This is a genomic window from Sorangium sp. So ce128 (genome assembly GCF_051525245.1).
GTDB classification, from domain to species: domain Bacteria; phylum Myxococcota_A; class Polyangia; order Polyangiales; family Polyangiaceae; genus Sorangium; species Sorangium cellulosum_B.
In genome coordinates, this window is the sequence record NZ_CP150313.1 from 7,180,164 (window position 1) to 7,196,188 (window position 16,025).

General features: G+C 69.4%; 13 protein-coding genes. 9 read left to right on the plus strand and 4 right to left on the minus strand.

Annotated features, from left to right (window positions below; all coding sequences use genetic code 11):
* Positions 1–44 precede the first annotated feature (44 nt).
* Positions 45–2,744, minus strand: coding sequence for a type VI secretion system ATPase TssH (tssH, locus tag WME82_RS27235; RefSeq protein WP_438037679.1), 2,700 nt, complete (start codon positions 2,742–2,744; stop codon positions 45–47).
* Positions 2,745–2,780: 36 nt separating this feature from the next.
* The gene (locus tag WME82_RS27240) at positions 2,781–4,667 is read right to left on the minus strand and encodes a transglycosylase SLT domain-containing protein (protein ID WP_438037680.1); all 1,887 of its coding nucleotides are present in this window, start codon (positions 4,665–4,667) and stop codon (positions 2,781–2,783) included.
* A gap of 204 nt (positions 4,668–4,871) precedes the next feature.
* Here WME82_RS27240 and WME82_RS27245 point away from each other — a divergent pair, with 204 nt between their 5' ends.
* Together WME82_RS27245 and WME82_RS27250 are read left to right on the plus strand one after the other, a co-directional pair.
* Positions 4,872–6,164 carry a type VI secretion system-associated FHA domain protein gene (locus WME82_RS27245; RefSeq protein WP_437541428.1) on the plus strand — a complete coding sequence of 431 codons (1,293 nt, stop codon included), beginning with the start codon at positions 4,872–4,874 and terminating at the stop codon, positions 6,162–6,164.
* Positions 6,165–6,254: 90 nt separating this feature from the next.
* Entirely contained in the window at positions 6,255–6,947 is a 693-nt protein-coding gene (locus WME82_RS27250; RefSeq protein ID WP_437541430.1) for a hypothetical protein, read from the plus strand.
* A gap of 263 nt (positions 6,948–7,210) precedes the next feature.
* Here the strand turns inward: WME82_RS27250 and WME82_RS27255 are convergent, their stop codons facing one another.
* On the minus strand, positions 7,211–8,128 hold the full coding sequence (locus WME82_RS27255) for a hypothetical protein (protein ID WP_438037681.1): 918 nt from the start codon (positions 8,126–8,128) through the stop codon (positions 7,211–7,213).
* A gap of 568 nt (positions 8,129–8,696) precedes the next feature.
* Here WME82_RS27255 and WME82_RS27260 point away from each other — a divergent pair.
* From WME82_RS27260 to tssG, 5 genes are all read left to right on the plus strand, one after another.
* Complete coding sequence (locus WME82_RS27260) at positions 8,697–9,209, plus strand: Hcp family type VI secretion system effector (RefSeq protein WP_437292882.1); 513 nt, start codon at positions 8,697–8,699, stop codon at positions 9,207–9,209.
* Between the two features lie 138 nt (positions 9,210–9,347).
* Positions 9,348–9,833: a type VI secretion system tube protein TssD gene (tssD, locus tag WME82_RS27265; RefSeq protein ID WP_437739416.1), complete on the plus strand. Its 486-nt coding sequence runs from the start codon at positions 9,348–9,350 to the stop codon at positions 9,831–9,833.
* Between the two features lie 46 nt (positions 9,834–9,879).
* Positions 9,880–10,299, plus strand: coding sequence for a type VI secretion system baseplate subunit TssE (tssE, locus tag WME82_RS27270; protein WP_437739417.1), 420 nt, complete (start codon positions 9,880–9,882; stop codon positions 10,297–10,299).
* Between the two features lie 73 nt (positions 10,300–10,372).
* Entirely contained in the window at positions 10,373–12,142 is a 1,770-nt protein-coding gene (gene tssF, locus WME82_RS27275) for a type VI secretion system baseplate subunit TssF (RefSeq protein ID WP_437541438.1), read from the plus strand.
* The gene (gene tssG / locus WME82_RS27280) at positions 12,106–13,239 is read left to right on the plus strand and encodes a type VI secretion system baseplate subunit TssG (protein ID WP_438037682.1); all 1,134 of its coding nucleotides are present in this window, start codon (positions 12,106–12,108) and stop codon (positions 13,237–13,239) included. Before tssF ends, tssG begins: the two co-directional genes overlap by 37 nt.
* 59 nt (positions 13,240–13,298) lie before the next feature.
* Here tssG and WME82_RS27285 read toward each other — a convergent pair whose 3' ends face one another.
* Positions 13,299–14,006 (minus strand): hypothetical protein, encoded by a 708-nt coding sequence (locus WME82_RS27285; protein ID WP_437292887.1) that lies wholly within the window; start codon positions 14,004–14,006, stop codon positions 13,299–13,301.
* A gap of 145 nt (positions 14,007–14,151) precedes the next feature.
* Between WME82_RS27285 and WME82_RS27290 the strand changes: the two genes are divergently transcribed.
* A complete protein-coding gene (locus WME82_RS27290; protein WP_437739419.1) occupies positions 14,152–14,862 on the plus strand; it encodes a hypothetical protein in 711 nt (236 codons plus the stop codon).
* A 119-nt stretch (positions 14,863–14,981) separates the two neighbouring features.
* A complete protein-coding gene (locus tag WME82_RS27295; protein ID WP_438037683.1) occupies positions 14,982–16,013 on the plus strand; it encodes a hypothetical protein in 1,032 nt (343 codons plus the stop codon).
* Positions 16,014–16,025 lie beyond the last annotated feature (12 nt).

Sequence of the window (16,025 nt, forward strand, 5' to 3'; positions counted from 1 at the left end):
CTTTCGGTGTGCGAGCGGCGTCGATCGGTCCGATTGAGTCCGTTTCAGTCCGAGAACGCGATCGTGAAGTTCTTTTCGGCGTCGACCCCGATCTGGAGCCGCTTGGGGAGCGGCCCCTCCGCCATCTTCTCGAGGACGGCGACCGAGAGCAGCGGCAGGAGCGACGCCCGGAGGATATGGTCGATGTTGCGCGCCCCCGTGTCGACCTCGGTGCAGCGCGCCGCGATCGTCTCGACGAGCGCGTCCGAGTACGACGCCTCGATCCGCTGGCTCTTGCGCAGGCGGTCGACGAGCGCGTCGAGCTTGAGCCGCGTGATCTCGCCGAGCGCGTCGGGCGAGATCGGCAGGTACGGCACCGTCGTCATGCGCGCGAGCAGCGCCGGCTTGAAGTGCGCGGAGAGCGTCGGCTTGATCGACTCGACGATCTCCTTGATGAACTCGCCGTCCGCGTCGAGGCGGCGCGACGGGTCTTCTTCCCGCGCGGCGACCGTCATGTTCGTGATCTTGTCGGTCGCGAGGTTGCTCGTCAGGATGATGACCGTGTTCTTGAAGTCGACGAGCCGCCCCTCGCCGTCGCTCAGCATGCCCTTGTCGAACACCTGGTAGAACAGGTTCATCACGTCGGGGTCGGCCTTCTCGACCTCGTCGAGGAGCACCACCGTGTAGGGCCGCTGGCGCACGGCCTCGGTGAGCATGCCGCCCTCGCCGTAGCCGACGTAGCCGGGGGGCGAGCCGATGAGCCGGGAGACGGTGTGCTTCTCCTGGAACTCGGACATGTTGATGACCGTCATCATCCGCTCGCCGCCGAACATGAGGTCGGCGATCCCGAGCGCGGTCTCCGTCTTGCCGACGCCGCTGGGCCCCACGAGCAGGAACACGCCCTGGGGCGTGCTCAGCGGCTTCAGGCCCGCGCGCGCGCTCCGGAGCTCCTTCGAGATGCTCACGATGCCGTGCGTCTGCCCCTTGATCCGCCGGGTCAGCCGGTCCTCCATCTCGAGGAGCGCCTTCACGTCGTCCTGGACCATCTTGCCGACGGGGATGCCCGTCCACGCCGCGACCACGCTCGCGACCATGGCCTCGTCGACGTCCGGCCGGATCAGCGGCACCTCGCCCTGGCTCTGCTTGAGCTCGTCGAGGGCCTTCACCACGTCGCGGCGCGCGGCGTCCCGCTCCTCGTTCGTCTTGGCCTCGTCCATCTTCTTGCGGGCGTCGATGACCCGCTGCGTGCCGGCCGTCTCCTTCGCGTAGTCGGCGCGCACCGACTCGAGCTCGGCCTTCGCCTTGGCGAGCTTGTCCTTGAGCTCCGCGACCCGCTCTTGATCGATGTGGACTCCCTTGTCCCGATCCCGCTCGAGCGCCTTGAGCTCGGTCTCGGTGTTCACGATGAGGATCTCGGCGTCCTCGACCGCGGCGGGGCGCTGCTGCAGCGCGACCTTCACCCGGGCCGCGCAGGTGTCGAGCAGGTCGACCGCCTTGTCCGGCAGCTGCCTGCCGGTCAAGTAGCGCGCCGACAGCCGCACGGCCGCGGTCACCGCCTCATCCTGGATGATGACGTTGTGGGCCGCCTCGAACTTCGGCCGGAGCCCCCGGAGCATGACGACGGCCGCCGGCTCGCTCGGCTCGTCGACCTTCACCGGCTGGAAGCGCCGCTCCAGCGCCGCGTCCTTCTCGAAATATTTCTTGTACTCGCTCCACGTCGTGGCCGCGATCGTCCGGAGCTCGCCGCGGGCGAGCGCCGGCTTGAGCAGGTTGGCCGCGTCGCCGCCGCCTTGCTGGCCGCCCGCGCCGATGAGCGTGTGCGCCTCGTCGATGAAGAGGATGATCGGCTTCGACGACCCCTTCACCTCGGCGATCACCTGCTTCATCCGGTTCTCGAACTCGCCCTTCACGCCGGCCCCTGCCTGGAGCAGCCCCATGTCGAGCCCGAGGATGTCGACGCCCTGCAGGAGCGGCGGCACCTTCGGGTTCTCCGGCGTGCTCTCGACGATGAGCAGCGCGAGCCCCTCGACGAGGGCCGTCTTCCCGACGCCCGCGTCGCCGACGATGATCGGGTTGTTCTTGCGCCGCCGCGCGAGGATATCGATGACCTGCCGGATCTCCCGCTCGCGACCGAAGATCGGATCGATCTGCCCCGCGCGCGCCTTCCCCGTGTAGTCGACGCAGAACTTCGCCAGCGCCGAATCGGCCCCGGCGCTCGCCATCCCGGCCGGCAGCTTCCCGGCCGCGCCTGCGCCCGCCGCCGCCGCGGCGGCCTCCGCCTCCTCCTTGGAGCCGGAGACGATCTTGGGGAGGTTGTTCTTGAGATCATCTTTCGAGATGGCCTCGAGATACGCGCCGATGCTGCTCACCGAGTACCGGGTCGGCTGCTGGACGAGGCGCTGGAAGAGCACGCCGCTCCGGACCCGCTGGTAGCCGTACTCCATGGATCCGACGAGATAGGCGTCCTGCATCCACTCGAGCATCGTCGGCGAGAGCACGGGCCTCCCGGCGTTGCCCTTCCTCAGCTCTTCCAGGCTGCGCTGGAGCGCGGCGCGGAGGTGCGACGGGTCGAGATCATAGTGGGATACGAGAAACGCGATGTCGGAGTTCGCGTCGTCGAGCAGCGCGAGGAGCAGGTGCTCGAGCGTGACCTCGTAGTGGCGCGCGTTGACACACTGGCCAATCGCCGCCTCGAGGGCAGAGGTGCAGTTCTTGGTGAGTCGCTTGACGATGGCTTTGGTGTCGACGAGCTGCATGCGCGGCATGCTAGCCGAGGCGCGCCCTCGTCCGAAAGCGCCTCGTCAGCCTCGCCCCTTGCGCTTCTTCTCCGCGGCCTCCGGGGCGCGGCCCTCGGCCCCGCTCGCCTCTCCGCGCTCCCGCGCGGCCGGCTTGGCCCCCCCGCGGGTCGCGTCGCCTCGCGGCGCCGGCGCGGCGTCGTGGGCGCTGTCGTCCTTGTCCTGCGCGGCGAGCGGCTCGCCGGCCGCGACGCGGTCCACCATGTCGGGCCGTATCCGCAGCTTGAGCAGGGCGCCAACGCGGAGCTTTTGGTCCGGCTCAATACGGTTATCGCGCGCGACGTCCTCGACGTCTATGACGAACTGCCGCGCCACGCCGATCAGCGTATCGCCGGGCGCGACGCGGTAGAGCATCACCTCGCGCGCGGACCGCGACTGCCCGCGCGCGGCGCGCGTCCGCAGCGGGGCGCGCGAGACGTCGACAGCGTCGTCGTCGGGCGAGCCCTCCGCGCCATCGTCGAGCGAGGACGTGGCCACGGGATCGCGCATCGAGCGCCGCTTGCCGAGCGCAGGCCGGTCGTCGTCGTCCACGTCCGTCTCCGCCGTCCGCTTCCGCGCGGGCTTCGGGAGCAGCGAGAGCAGGCTCTCGTCGTCCCGGCTCCCCCTCCGCGGCGCGAAGTCGCGTCCGCCGAGCAGATCGACCGGATCGAGGATCGACGCGTCGTCCGTGGAGAGCAGCTCCGTGGAGAGCATCGCGGGCAGGGCGGCCTGCGCTCGAGCGAGCGTGTCCGGCGGGAGCATCACGAGGAAGTCTCCCCGTCCGGGCGGCACGCGGTCCCCCAGGATGTCGGGGTTCAGCTTCCGCAGCGTCGAGGTCCCGACGCCGGCGGCCTTCGCCAGCGTCTTGAGCGGCGTCCCCGGGGACACCGCGATCTCGGCGGCGTCGATCGGCCGGCTCACCGCGACCTCATCGAACCCGAACCGCTCCAGGTTGTTCGCCACGATCGCCGCCGCGCCGATCTTCGGCACGTACGCGGCCGTCTCCGAGGGGATCGCCTCCTGGCGCGCCAGCTCGTTGAAGTCGGACGTCCCGTAGCGATCGATGCGGTCGAGCAGCTGCTCGTAGCCCATGTTGTAGGCCGCGAGCGCGAGGTCCCAGCTGCCGAAGCGCAGGTAGAGATCGCGCAGGTGGTGAGCCGCCGCCTGCGTGGCGAGGCGCGGGTTCTTCCGCTGGTCGAGGTGCCGCGTCTGCTGGAGCCCGTAGACCGCGCCGGTGGCGGGCATGAACTGCCAGAGCCCGACGGCGCCCGCCGGCGATTTCGCCCGCGGATCGAAGCCGCTCTCGATCATGGACACCCAGATGAGATCCTCCGGAAGCCGTCGTTCCCTGAGCTCGGCCTGGATCATCTCCTGGTAGCGCCCGCTCCGCTTCAGCCACGTCTCGAACATCTGCCGCCCGCGGTCGGTGCGCGTGAAGAAGCGGACGTACTTCAGGGTGCGGCGCGACACGGCGAGCCGGAGGTCGGGCAGCTGCAGCTTCGAGAGCGCCTCGGCGCCGGCCGAGTCGAGGTCGTCCACGTCGTCGGCGTAGCTGCCTTCGGCCGAGAACGCGCGCGGCGGCCGCGAGAAGCTCGGCCGATCGAGCTCGCACGCGGCGCCCTCCCGCGCGTCGCGCCCCGCCGCCTCGCGCAGCCGCCACAGCTCCCGCGACTCGCCCCCCGGCGGCGCTGCCGGGCCGTCGAGCCCGCGCGCCGGCGCCGCGTACGGCGGCGCCGCGGCGAGCGCCCCGACCGGCGCCGTGGCCCGCGCTGCCCCCAGCTGGTAGGTCGATACCGCCGACTGGACCGACGTGATCGCCGACTGGGGCGCCGCCATCCCGACCCCGTAGCCAAACGCCAGGGCCGAGACCAGGGGAGGGATCTTGTGGACGAGGCTCATTGGTGTGTGGTTCAAGGTCGCACCATGTAGGCAAACCGGTCAACAAACCGGCCGGCCCGGGCGAGCCGGGCTTGGCGCGCTGCTGGGCGGGCCGGCCTCGGCGCCCTCTCGGGCTTCGGCGTGGCCTCTGGGTGGGCTGCACGCAGACTGGCGGGCCGCATGGTGCGGATGGACGTCAGGCACTCCCGTCCGGCGGAGCGGGTCTGCTAGTCTGCCCCCATGCCGGCGGCGCTCTCGGCCCGCGTGTCCGACACCCAGGCCAACCAAAGCTTCGACGTTTCGTTCGAGCGCTTCCCTGTCCGGATCGGCAGGAATCAGCTGAACGACCTTCACATCGACCGGCCCTACATCTCCCAGTTCCATGCGGCGGTGGACGTCCGCGATCGCCGGATCTTCGTGCGCGACCTCGGCTCCACCAACGGGACGATGTTCGCGGGGCACCGGCTGGCGCGCGATACCTCGGTGGACGTGACCGGCCAGCCGGAGATCACGATCGGCCCGATCCAGATCCGGCTCGCGATCATCGAGGCGCCGCTGAAGTCCGAGAGCCCGAACGACGGCACGCTGCTCGGCACGGGCGGAGACAACCTGTCCGCGCTGATCAGCCCGCAGAAGCGCGCCGCTCCCGGCGGCGAAGACCCCTACCTGCGTCAGGTGGTCCCGTACCTGGAGGCGTACCGGACCGCGTGGGCCGCGGTCTACCGGATGATCTGGGATCACCTCGCGCGCCTCCCGCCCGATGCGCGCCAGAGCTACTTGCGCCGGCTTGGCGAGGAGCACCCGAGCGTGCTCGCGGAGCGGGACTTTCAGAAGATCTCTCAGTACTACGGCGTGGACTACCGCACGCTCGGCGAGCTGGCCCCCGCGAACGCGGCGTTCGCAGCGCTCTCCGAGCTGGCGGGCGCCCTCGCCCCCGGCGCGAAGCCCCCGGACGACGTCGCGGGCATCGTCAACTTCGCGCGGCGGCTCCGCGACACGATGGAGGTCTTCCTGAAGTGCTTCGTGAGCTTGCGCGACGGCTATCAGGAGTTCGAGGCCGAGGTGCTGGCGCGCGATCGCTCCGCCGAGACGGACAAGGTCGCGAACGCGCAGGACGCGAAGGAGCTCGGCACGGTCCTGCTCACGCCGGTCGGGGGCCCGGACGCCGCGCGGCACCTCCACGAGATCTTCGTGGATGTCATGAGCCACCAGATCGCGCTCCTGAACGGCGTGATGGGGGGCGTGAGGTCGCTGCTCGTGAAGCTCTCCCCGAAGACGCTCGAGGAGAAGCTCGAGCGCGCGGGCAAGAAAGGCGGGCTGTTCTCGAACAAGTACGAGGAGCTCTGGAAGCTCTACGAGCGCCGCCACGGCGACTATTCGGGGGAGGACAAGGAGACTTTTCGGGAAATATTTGGCGAGCAGTTCTCTCGGGCGTACGCTGCGACCGCCGCAGAGGACTATGGGTCGTCCGGCGAGTCGGGAGGCCGGAGCATCGTCCGCTTCCCCGGCTCTGGGAATCCGAACAAACGCTAGCGCCCCAAAACGGCGGGGCTTCGCGCGGCGAGCCGCGCCTTGGGCTCGCCGATCTTCGCCGGAGGCGCGGCCGAACGCGAGGCGCCGTTCATGCGAATCAGGGAGAAAGTCGTAGCAGCAGGTTGTCTGGCCGTCGCCGCGTGCCTCCTCGCCCCGCGCGAGGCGGCCGCGCAGACGACGGTCCAACGCGATAAGAACTGGGCCACGGTCTCGGACGTGAGCCTCGTGCTGGGAAGCTCCGTCGTTTTCCTGATGCCGCGTGTCTATTACAGCGATCCCGAGGCCACGGTCGGCTGGAAGGGGCGCTGGCATTTCTCGGTCATGGCGCCCGCCATGACGATGACAGCGCTGACGCTGCTCGTGGACCTGCCGATCAAGAACGCGCTCGAGTCGACGCGCCCGGGCTGCTCGATCGACGAGACGAACGCGGCGGTGTCCGACTCGGGCTGCGAGTCGTTCGGCGGCCCGTCGACGCACGCGTTCGCCTCCTGGGGCGCGACAGGCGCGGGCACGGGCATCTTCGTGGTCGACACGTTCCGCTACTCGTCTGGCCGCTTCAACGCCGGCGCCTTCATCGGCAATGTGGCCTTCCCCCTCACCGCCTCGGTCGTCACCACCATCGCCCGCGGCGTCGCCCCCGGCGACACGCGGCCGCACGAGAACGCCGGTCAGATCGCGATCGGCGGCGTCACCGGCTTCCTGAGCGGCCTCGCTGTCGGCACCGCCTACGCGATGCTCCAGCGCCCGAACTGCGGCTACGGCAACGCGCTGTTCTGCTGGTAGCCGCCTCTCCGGTACGTCTCCCTCCCCTCTCCGGCAGGCCTCCCTCCTCCCCTCGCCAGCAAGCCTCCCTCCGCTCGCTGGCGAGCCTCCCTCCGCTCGCTGACCCGGCCAGGGGTCGTGGAGGGAGCGCGGGGGGCAGGCCGAGGTTCGAGCGGATCACGCGCGCCTCGTCCGCGCCATGCGCGGGGAGACGCGCGTCCTGCGGGTCCGGCGGCCCCCGCCTGCCCCCCGCGCTCCCCCTCCCCCCGGCCTCGGCTGCTGTTCTAGTCCTGTCCGACGACGCGCTCCCAGAGCGGATCGTTCGACGAGAAGAGCGTATCCCGGTCCACCCGGAGGAATCGCTGGAACTCGACGCGGCGGAGCTCGCGGTCGCTGTCGCGGTTGCCGTCGTCGTGCTTCACGATCTTCACCCGCACCTGCTCGAGCAGCTGAATGCCGTTCGGCTTGTAGGAGACGTCGGTGCGCAGCACGTAGCGGGCGTAGAGCCCGCGCTCGGTGACGGAGGGCACCACCGCCGTCCGCTCCAGGTCGACGGAAGCCGCCTCGATCAGCCGCCCCCTTCGCGCAAGGTAGAAGTGCGCTCGTTGTCGGCAGTCGTCGGGATCAGGGCAGTCCTTCGTCTCGGCCACGACGAGGTTGTCGTTGCCGAGGCGCACCGGGGACAGCTTGGTCCCCTTCGCGGGCGCGCGGAAGCTGCCGACCCCGTAGACGTCAGCGCGATCGCCGGCCGCTCGCACGAGCGCGACGAGGCCGCCCTCGTCGCCGTTCTCGAACCTGAGGACGCGCACCCACACGGCGCGAAGCCCCTCCGGCCCGGAGCGGATCTCGACCTCGTCGGGGTCGATCTTGCGCGGCCAGCCGGACTTGGAGATGCCGCCGCGCAGGGTCTCGTTGGCGAACACGTAGTGGCCGGTACAGTCGACGTCGGTCGGCCCGATCCCGCGTTCCTCGCTGTAGCCGGGAATGACGACGCTCAGCCACTGGTCTGGGTCGAGGGTGCGGACGGCCGCCTTGCCGCCCGCCCCGCGCTTCGCAGGCGGCAGCTGGGTCGTGCACACTGGGATCGGATTCTGCTTGCGTGTCTGGAGCTCGCCGTGTGGCTGCTCTGGGTACGATCCGCAGCCCGAGAGGGCGGCGGCGAGCCCCAGGCCGACGACGGAGCCGAAGCGAACGATGCTCACGCGCTCTTCGTATCATGCAAGGCGTCGCCAAGGCGAGTTCGCGACCTAACGCCCTGGCCGGCCAACGGCCCTGGCCGGCCAACGGCCCTGGCCGGCCAACGGCCATGGCCGGCCAACGGCCATGGCCGGCCAACGGCCGTGGCCGGCCAGCTCGCCTCGTTCTCCGTGTCGGCGGTCGCGCGCATGCCAGATCACGCCGCCGCCCCGCGCGTCGTCACGTTCCCCACACGCCCGCAACGCGATGGACACGCCCGCGTCCTCTTATGGAAGCGCTGGCTTCGCGACGGAATATTGCGCGCCCTCAGGAACCAAACGCGAACCAAACCCCAACGAAAAGCGAACCGAATGCCAAGAAACCCGCACCGCTCCCGGACACAAAAGTCTTGACGCTCCCAAAGAGGGAGTTACCTTCTGGACTCCCTGAGACGAACAGGGGTAGAGATACGATAAGAGTCTTATCTCTGCGTCTCTGAACTCCTAGTCCCGACGGAGCGCACCGTCTGCCAGCGCGCAATGGGGCGTAGACTGAGCCCAGGCGGCGAGTTCTTGAAGGAAGAGGCATTTGATCATGGCGTTGCAAGCTCACCTCGTTTTGAAGGGCGTTACCCAGGGCCCGATCGATGGCTCGGTCACCCAGAAGGGTCGCGAGAAGTCGATCGCTGTCATCTCGGTGCAGCATCAGGTCGTGAGCCCGCGTGACCCGGCGACCGGGCTGCCCAGCGGCAAGCGCCAGCACAAGCCCTTCGTGATCACGAAGGAGCTCGACAAGGCAACCCCCCTTCTTTACAACGCCTTGGTCAACAACGAGAGCATCTCGGAGTGGACGCTCAAGTTCTACACGCCGGGCACCGCGGCGTCGAAGAACGTCGGCAAGGAGCAGAACCACTACACGGTCAAGCTCACGAACGCGACGGTCGCGAGCATCGACTTCCACATGGACAACACGCGCGGCGGGGACGGCGCCAAGGATCGCCCGGAGTACGAGCGGGTCTCCTTCACGTACCAGAAGATCGAGTGGTCGTTCGATGACGGCGACGGCGCGCGTCAGGCGGACGATGACTGGGAGACGCCGCAGGGGTAGTACCTAGCTGCTGAGGTCTCGTCGCACCGGGCGACCTTCGGGTCGCCCGGTTGCGTTTGTCGTCCTGACGTTGGGGCATCAGAGCGGGGCCTCAAAATCAGGCATGGCCATCACGCGCAGCAAGCTCAGAATGTTGGCATGCCCCTCAGCGCCTACCTCAGACTCGTCGGCGAAAGACAAGGGGAAATCAGGGGCTCCGTCACCCAGAAGGGGCGAGAAGGTAGCATCCTCGTCACCGAGGTGTTCCACTCGCTGGTGGGGCCGCGCGACCCGGTCACCGGGCGCCCGACGGGCAAGCGGATGCACAAGCCCTTCATCGTCACGAAGGACCTCGATCGGTCCACGCCGCTCCTCCTCAGCATCCTCAGCCACAACGAGAGCATCCCCCGCTGGGAGCTCCAGTTCTACAGGTCGATCGCGATCGGCGTCGAGAGGCCTGTCTTCACGGTCCAGCTCACGAACGCGAACATCTCGAGCATCCAGTTCCACATGCTCAACGTGAGGAACCCGGGGCAATCGCGCCTGCCCGAGCAGGAGGAGGTCGCGTTCACGTACCAGAAGGTCGTCTGGACCTGGAACGACGGGGGCGTCTCCGCGGAAGACGACTGGCTCACCCCGCGCTGAGCGGGCGGGCTTCCGCTCGAGGCGCGAGCTGAGCTACGATCCCGCCGTGGCCGGCGCCTCCCTCCTCACCCGAATCGCGCACGCGGCCGACCCGCACTCGACGGAGCGGCACACCTACCGGGATCACGACCTCGAGTCGGCCATCCTGACGCACCTCGGGCACATGCTGAACACCCGCCAGGGGAGCTCGCTGACCTGCCCGGACTACGGCCTCATGGAGGTCTCGGAGGTCCTGCATGAGTTCCCCGAGGCGATCGGCCTGGTGCAGCGCTCGCTCAAGAACTGCATCCAGACCTACGAGCCGCGGCTGAAGAACGTGCAGGTCCGGCACCTGCGCACCGACACGATCCAGTCGATGGTCCTCGAGTTCGAGATCACCGCGCAGATCCACTTTCCCGATGGCCGGCGGCAGGCGCTCCGGCTCGGCGCTGCAGTGGACCAGAGCGGCAACGTCCGGATGACGTAGCCCCCGCCCGGCGGCCTGGCTCACGGCGGTTGACAGCCTTCGGCCCCGGCGGTCGACTGGCGGTGGCGAGAGGATGTTCAACAAGTACTACCAGGACGAGCTCACCTACCTGAGGGATCTGGGGCGCGAGTTCGCCGCCGCCTACCCCGGGATCGCGCCCATGCTCGCGGAGAAAGGCGGGGACCCCGACGTCGAGCGCCTGCTCGAGGGCGTCGCGTTCCTGACCGGCAAGATCCGCCAGAAGCTCGACGACGAGCTCCCCGAGGTGATCCACTCGGTCGCGTCGCTGCTCTTTCCGCACTACCTCCGCCAGATACCGGCGACCTCGATCATCGAGTTCACGCCGCTCCCGAACGTGGTGCGCGAGAAGCTCGTCGTCGCTCGGCACGCGGAGGTCGGGTCGGTGCCGGTCGACGGCGTCTCGTGCCGGTTCCGCACGACCCAGGACGTCGAGCTCGTCCCGCTCGCGGTGGAGGACGTGCGCGTCGACACGGGCGCGCAGCTCGCGCAGACGCTCCGCATCGAGCTCCGCCTGACCGGCGGCGCCGCGCTGTCGGGCCTGTCGCTCTCCTCGCTGCGCTTCTACATCCACGGCGAGCGCAGGCTGCAGGACGACCTCCGCCTCTGGGTCGGGGCGCACGTCGACACCGTCGCGCTCGCCGCGGTGGACGCCGCGGGGCGCGACACGACGATCGCGTCGCTCCCGGCGCGCGCCGTGCGGCTCACCGGCTTCTCCGATGAAGAGTCGCTGATCCCGTACCCGAAGACGGTCTACCCGGGGTTCCGGCTCCTGCAGGAGTTCTTCACGCTCCCGCAGAAGTTCGCGTTCTTCGAGGTGACCGGCCTCCAGGCGCTCTCGGCGGAGCGGATCTCCGACCGGTTCGCGATCCTGCTGCAGTTCAGGGACGGGCTCCCGCCCGGGACGCGGATCGGCAAGGAGAACATCCGGCTGTTCTGCTCGCCGGTCGTGAACCTGTTCGAGCACACGAGCGATCCGATCAAGCCCGAGGCCACGAAGCACGAGTACCTCTGCCGCCCGGCGGGCGCGGCGCCCGCGGCCTTCGAGATCCACAGCATCGACAAGGTCGTCGGCATCGCCCGGCGCACGAGCCAGCGCGTCGAGATCCCCTCGTTCTTCAGCTTCCAGCACGAGCTCGATCCCGAGGCCGCCGCGCGGACGATCTTCTACCAGGCGCACCTCCGCCCGGCCGCCATCGGCGACGGCATCGACATGTACCTCTCGTTCGGCTCCCCGCAGGACGCGGGGGCCCTCCCCGAGTTCGACGTGATCAGCATCGAGGCGACGAGCACGAACCGCCGCCTGCCGGCGCAGCTGAAGCTCGGCGACCTCAGGGTGCCGACGGCGACGTCACCCGCCGTGGCGAGCTTCACCAACCTCACCGGCGTCACAGCGCCGCTCCCGCCGCCGCTCGGGCGCGAGCTGCAGTGGCGCGTGCTGGCCCACATGGCGATGAGCTACCGCTCGATCACCGAGCTCGAGGTGCTCCGGGCGACGGTCGATCTCTACAATTTCCAGGCGATCGTCGATCGTCAGGCGGCGCGCGCGAACCAGCTCCGCCTGGCCGCGATCAAGGCGATCCGGGTGCGGCCGACGGATCGGCTGTACCGAGGGGCGCCGGTGCGCGGCGTCGCGGTCGACATCGAGCTCGACGAGGGCGGGTTCGTCGGCGAGGGGGAGATGTACCTGTTCGCGAGCATCCTGAACGAGATGCTCGGGTCCTACGTCTCGCTGAACTCGTTCACGCAGCTGACGGTCACCGGCACGAATACACGCGTGGTGCACAAATGGGACCCGAAGAGCGGCAGCCTGACGCTGATCTGAAGCCGGCTGCGCCGAGAGGCGCCGCGAGCGCCGACCCCGTCGCGCTGGAGACGCTCCGGCGCTTCGCGGATACCGCGCCACGCTTCTCGTACTACCGCCTCATCTACCTGCTCGAGCGGCTCTTCCCTGCCGCGCCGCCGGTGGGCCAGCTCGGGCCGGTGCAGGACGAGCGCATCCGGCTGCGCGGCGACCCCTCGCTCATCTTCGCCTCGAGCGACGTGAGCGAGCTCGCGCCGATCAAGGCCGCTGACGGCGTGGAGCGCGCCCGCGTCTCGACCACGTTCCTCGCCCTGTACGGCTCGGTGTCGCCGCTGCCGGCGTACTTCATCGAGCAGATCGCGCAGGCCGACTACCAGGGCGGCCCGCAGCCGATCCGCGAGCTCCTCGACGTCTTCCACCACCGGCTCCTGTCGCTGCTCTACCGCGCGTGGACGAAGTACCGCCTGCCCGTCACGTACCGCAAGCAGGGCGCCGATCCCTTCTCGCGCCGGATGCTCTGCGCGGTCGGCGTCGACGGCTTCCGCGGCTACGAGACGCCGCTCGATCGCTTCTTCTTCCTCCGCTACGCGTCGGTCCTCGCCTCGAAGTCGCGCTCGGCGAGGAACCTGGAGACGGTGCTGTCCGAGATGCTCGGCAACATCGACGTGAAGATCGAGCAGTTCGTCGGTCACTGGACGAAGATCGAGAAGCCGTTCAGGAACAAGCTCGGCGTGATGAACCATCAGCTGGGCGAGAGCCTGACCCTGGGGCGCTACGTGTTCGACGGCTCCGGCCGCTACAAGGTCGTGCTCGGCCCGGTGGGCTACGACGAGTACCTCTCCTTCTTGCCCGGGGGTCGACGGCAAGATCTGGTCCGCGGCGTCATCGAGACGTTCACGCCGGGCATCCACGACGTGATGCTCGAGATCCACGTGGACACAGAGGAGGCGCCGCGGTTCCAGCTCGGCTCGCCGCGCGCCGCGACGCTCAAGCGCACCGCGTGGATCGGCGGCTCTGCGGCGGAGCGGCTCGTGATCACGATCCCCCTCGACGACAAGCACCTCGCGGGCGGCGACGACGAGGACGACGACGATCGCGGCGAGCCCCCGCCGATGTGACCCAGGCCGCGGGCCGCCGGGAGGCGCGGCGGCGCTCGCGCCGTGGACTCGCCCTGCGCTCAGTAAACGGTGAGGCTCTGCAGCGCGGCCGAGATCTCGTCGGCGTTCGCGTCGACGTTCTCGTGGTGCACGATCTGCACGAGCAGGATGCGGCGGGGGCTCCGGAGCAGGATCTCGTGGGCGAAGGCATCCGAGATCGGCTTCGACGGGATCTTCGCCTTGACGAGGTAGCTGCGCCCCTGCGTGTTCGCCGTGGCCACGGGCGCGCGGCCGGAGAGGATCTCCGCGCCCTGCTCCTCGAGATCCGCCTCGTAGCGCTTGAGCACGTCGGGCCACGGATCCTCGGGGCTGTCGATGCGCTCGTAGATCGAGAACAGGAACTGCCGCGGGGACTGGTACGTGATGAAGCGGCGCTCGGGGGTGTAGTCGGCGCCGCCGACGTTCCAGTCCATCGGGCGGCTCATGCGGACGTCGCCGTTCATGAGGCCCACGCCGATCCTGCGCGGCACCCGGTCCGTCGCCGGCGCGTCGAGCGGCGGGAAGTACACCTCGAAGCTCGAGTCCTTGCTCAGGGAGCCGGCCGCGCCGTGGAGGTAGAAGACGTCATCCTGCTTGGGGGCGGTCGGGGAGCCGCCGCAGCCGGCGAGCAGCGCGATCGCGGCCACGGCGGCGCAGGCCACGCCCGCGCGCCCCGCTCCGGCGGCGAGCGGACGGCGGGCGCGGAAGGCGGGGACGTGCGCGAGCATCGGCATTCCGAGGTGCCTCATCGGGGGAACTCTAGGCCAGCGAGGGCACGCCAGCCAAATGTTCGCCGAGGAGTTTGCCCTCGGGGTGCCCGGCATTGAATGATTGCCCGGCCCGGGCAGCGCTGCGCCCGCCGATCGAGGCGGTACCCCGTGCCGCGAGAGAGACATGTCCAACGAAAGCAAACCGAGTCGCAAGGGCGAGCCCGCCGGAGCACCGGCGGCGAGCGCGCCGAGCCCCCCCTCCACCAGCACGAGCCAGGGCCACGAGCGTCCGGCGCCTGGCCGCCGCGCGCCCCGACGCCCCGCGCTCGCGGCAGCCTTCGCGCTTGCGCTGGGGGCCCCGGCGTGCAGCGGCATCGACGCCGGCGTGGAGTACCCGGACGATCTGCCCGCGATCGATCGGTACCTCTTGACCCCCGAGAACGGCCCCGAGGCGCCGCTCGCGCTGGGCGAGTTCAAGATCGGCCCCGAGACGTGCAGCGGCGTCGACACGCACCCGGTCACACAGAAGCTCTCGCCCGAGGATCTCAGCCGCTTCCTCGCGGCGCAGGGCGCCGGGAGCATCACCCCGAAGCTGGCGAGGTCGAACCTGTACTGGTTCGACTTCCCCGCGCGCGACAAGTCGTTCGTCCGGCTGCGCCTTGCGGTGCTCGAGGACTCCAAGCACGCGACGCAGGATCTCCACGACGCGGTGCTGCAGCACGGGCCGGGCTGGTGGGGCGTCCGTCGCTCGAACCTCGCCGTGCTCGCGCCGAAGGCGAACCTGAGGGAGGCGATGGCGTTCGCCATCAAGTACAAGCTCGTCTGCTGGGGGGTCTTCACGTACGCGGCCAACGACGACGCGTACGTCGTCCCCGGTCCTTACGCCGAGCTGTGAGGGGAGCTGGCGGCGCGCGCGGCGGAGGCGCACGCCGCCGGCGCGCCGCCGACAGACCTCTGCGAAGCTGGCCCACGCTCGGGGAGAACGCGTAGACTGCGCCCATGCGCCGTTACGTCTTGCTCGCCGCCGCCGTCGCTCCGATCCTCGCCGTGACCGCAGCCGTCTCCGTGCCCGGCTGCAGCGAGGAGTTCGAGAACATCTGCGCGTTCCTCAACGATCCCGACAGCTGCTACCACGCGTTCCAATCTGAAACCGCGGCTGGGTGCTGGACGCCGGGCGCAGGAAACGGACCAAGCGGCGCCTTTGCGAGCCGCGACAAGCTTGATGTCTGCTTCCTCGATGAAGGTGGCCAGATCGTCTTCGATCCCCCTCTCGATATCGCAGCATTCCCCCCGAAGACAATGGCCTTCAAGCGCCTCGATCGGACGGCAGCGGAGTGCGGCTCTGTCACGTTCTCAGGAGAGTTCAGCTACTCCGTGACCGTCCAAGTGCCCTGCACCGCGGACGAGATAGATGGTGGCGTGGCGGAGTGCGCGGACGCCGGCACCGATAGCACTATCAAGATCGGCAAGACGATAACCCTCGCGACTCCGGAGGGCAGGAGCACCCTCGACGTGAGCTGCACGGACGGGTCATCGCACCACTTCAATCGTGTCGACATCCAGGAGTGCGCGACGGAAGGACAAGACCAGCTGCAGCCTCGGGCCGTGCTCGAGGCGAGCGCGGGCAACCAGCCCCCGCCTGATGCCGACCCCACGATGACAGGCGATTACGTTGGCTCCGTCAAGCTCAACATTCACTATCCACAGAGCAGCTCGATAGTGGAGTTCGAGAAGGGAAAAACGCGGGTGGAGCAACCGCCTGTCGTGATCGAGTACTTCAACTGCCGTATCCCAGCTCCGGCGCCGCTCTGCTTCGACGGCGAGAAGGACGGCTTGGAGACCGACATCGATTGCGGGGGCACGCTCTGCACGAAGCGGTGTGAGGAAAGCCAGTCCTGTGCTCTGGACAGCGACTGCGCGACCGGCACGTGCAGAACCGACAGCAGCGGCTTCCTCAAATGCCAGGCAGCTGCCAGCAGCAGCGCAAGCGCCGCCGCCGGAGGCGGAGGAGGCGCTGGCGGCTCGGGCGGCGCTGGCGGCCAGTAGCCTCGCTCTCCG

Excerpts from the sequence above, each read along its gene's own strand:
- WME82_RS27290 (WP_437739419.1), top strand. The coding sequence starts at position 14,152 with ATGTCCAACGAAAGCAAACCGAGTCGCAAGGGCGAGCCCGCCGGAGCA.
- WME82_RS27285 (WP_437292887.1), bottom strand. The coding sequence starts at position 14,006 with ATGAGGCACCTCGGAATGCCGATGCTCGCGCACGTCCCCGCCTTCCGC.
- WME82_RS27245 (WP_437541428.1), top strand. The coding sequence starts at position 4,872 with ATGCCGGCGGCGCTCTCGGCCCGCGTGTCCGACACCCAGGCCAACCAA.
- WME82_RS27250 (WP_437541430.1), top strand. The coding sequence starts at position 6,255 with ATGCGAATCAGGGAGAAAGTCGTAGCAGCAGGTTGTCTGGCCGTCGCC.
- tssH (WP_438037679.1), bottom strand. The coding sequence starts at position 2,744 with ATGCCGCGCATGCAGCTCGTCGACACCAAAGCCATCGTCAAGCGACTC.
- tssF (WP_437541438.1), top strand. The coding sequence starts at position 10,373 with ATGTTCAACAAGTACTACCAGGACGAGCTCACCTACCTGAGGGATCTG.
- tssD (WP_437739416.1), top strand. The coding sequence starts at position 9,348 with ATGCCCCTCAGCGCCTACCTCAGACTCGTCGGCGAAAGACAAGGGGAA.
- WME82_RS27260 (WP_437292882.1), top strand. The coding sequence starts at position 8,697 with ATGGCGTTGCAAGCTCACCTCGTTTTGAAGGGCGTTACCCAGGGCCCG.
- tssG (WP_438037682.1), top strand. The coding sequence starts at position 12,106 with ATGGGACCCGAAGAGCGGCAGCCTGACGCTGATCTGAAGCCGGCTGCG.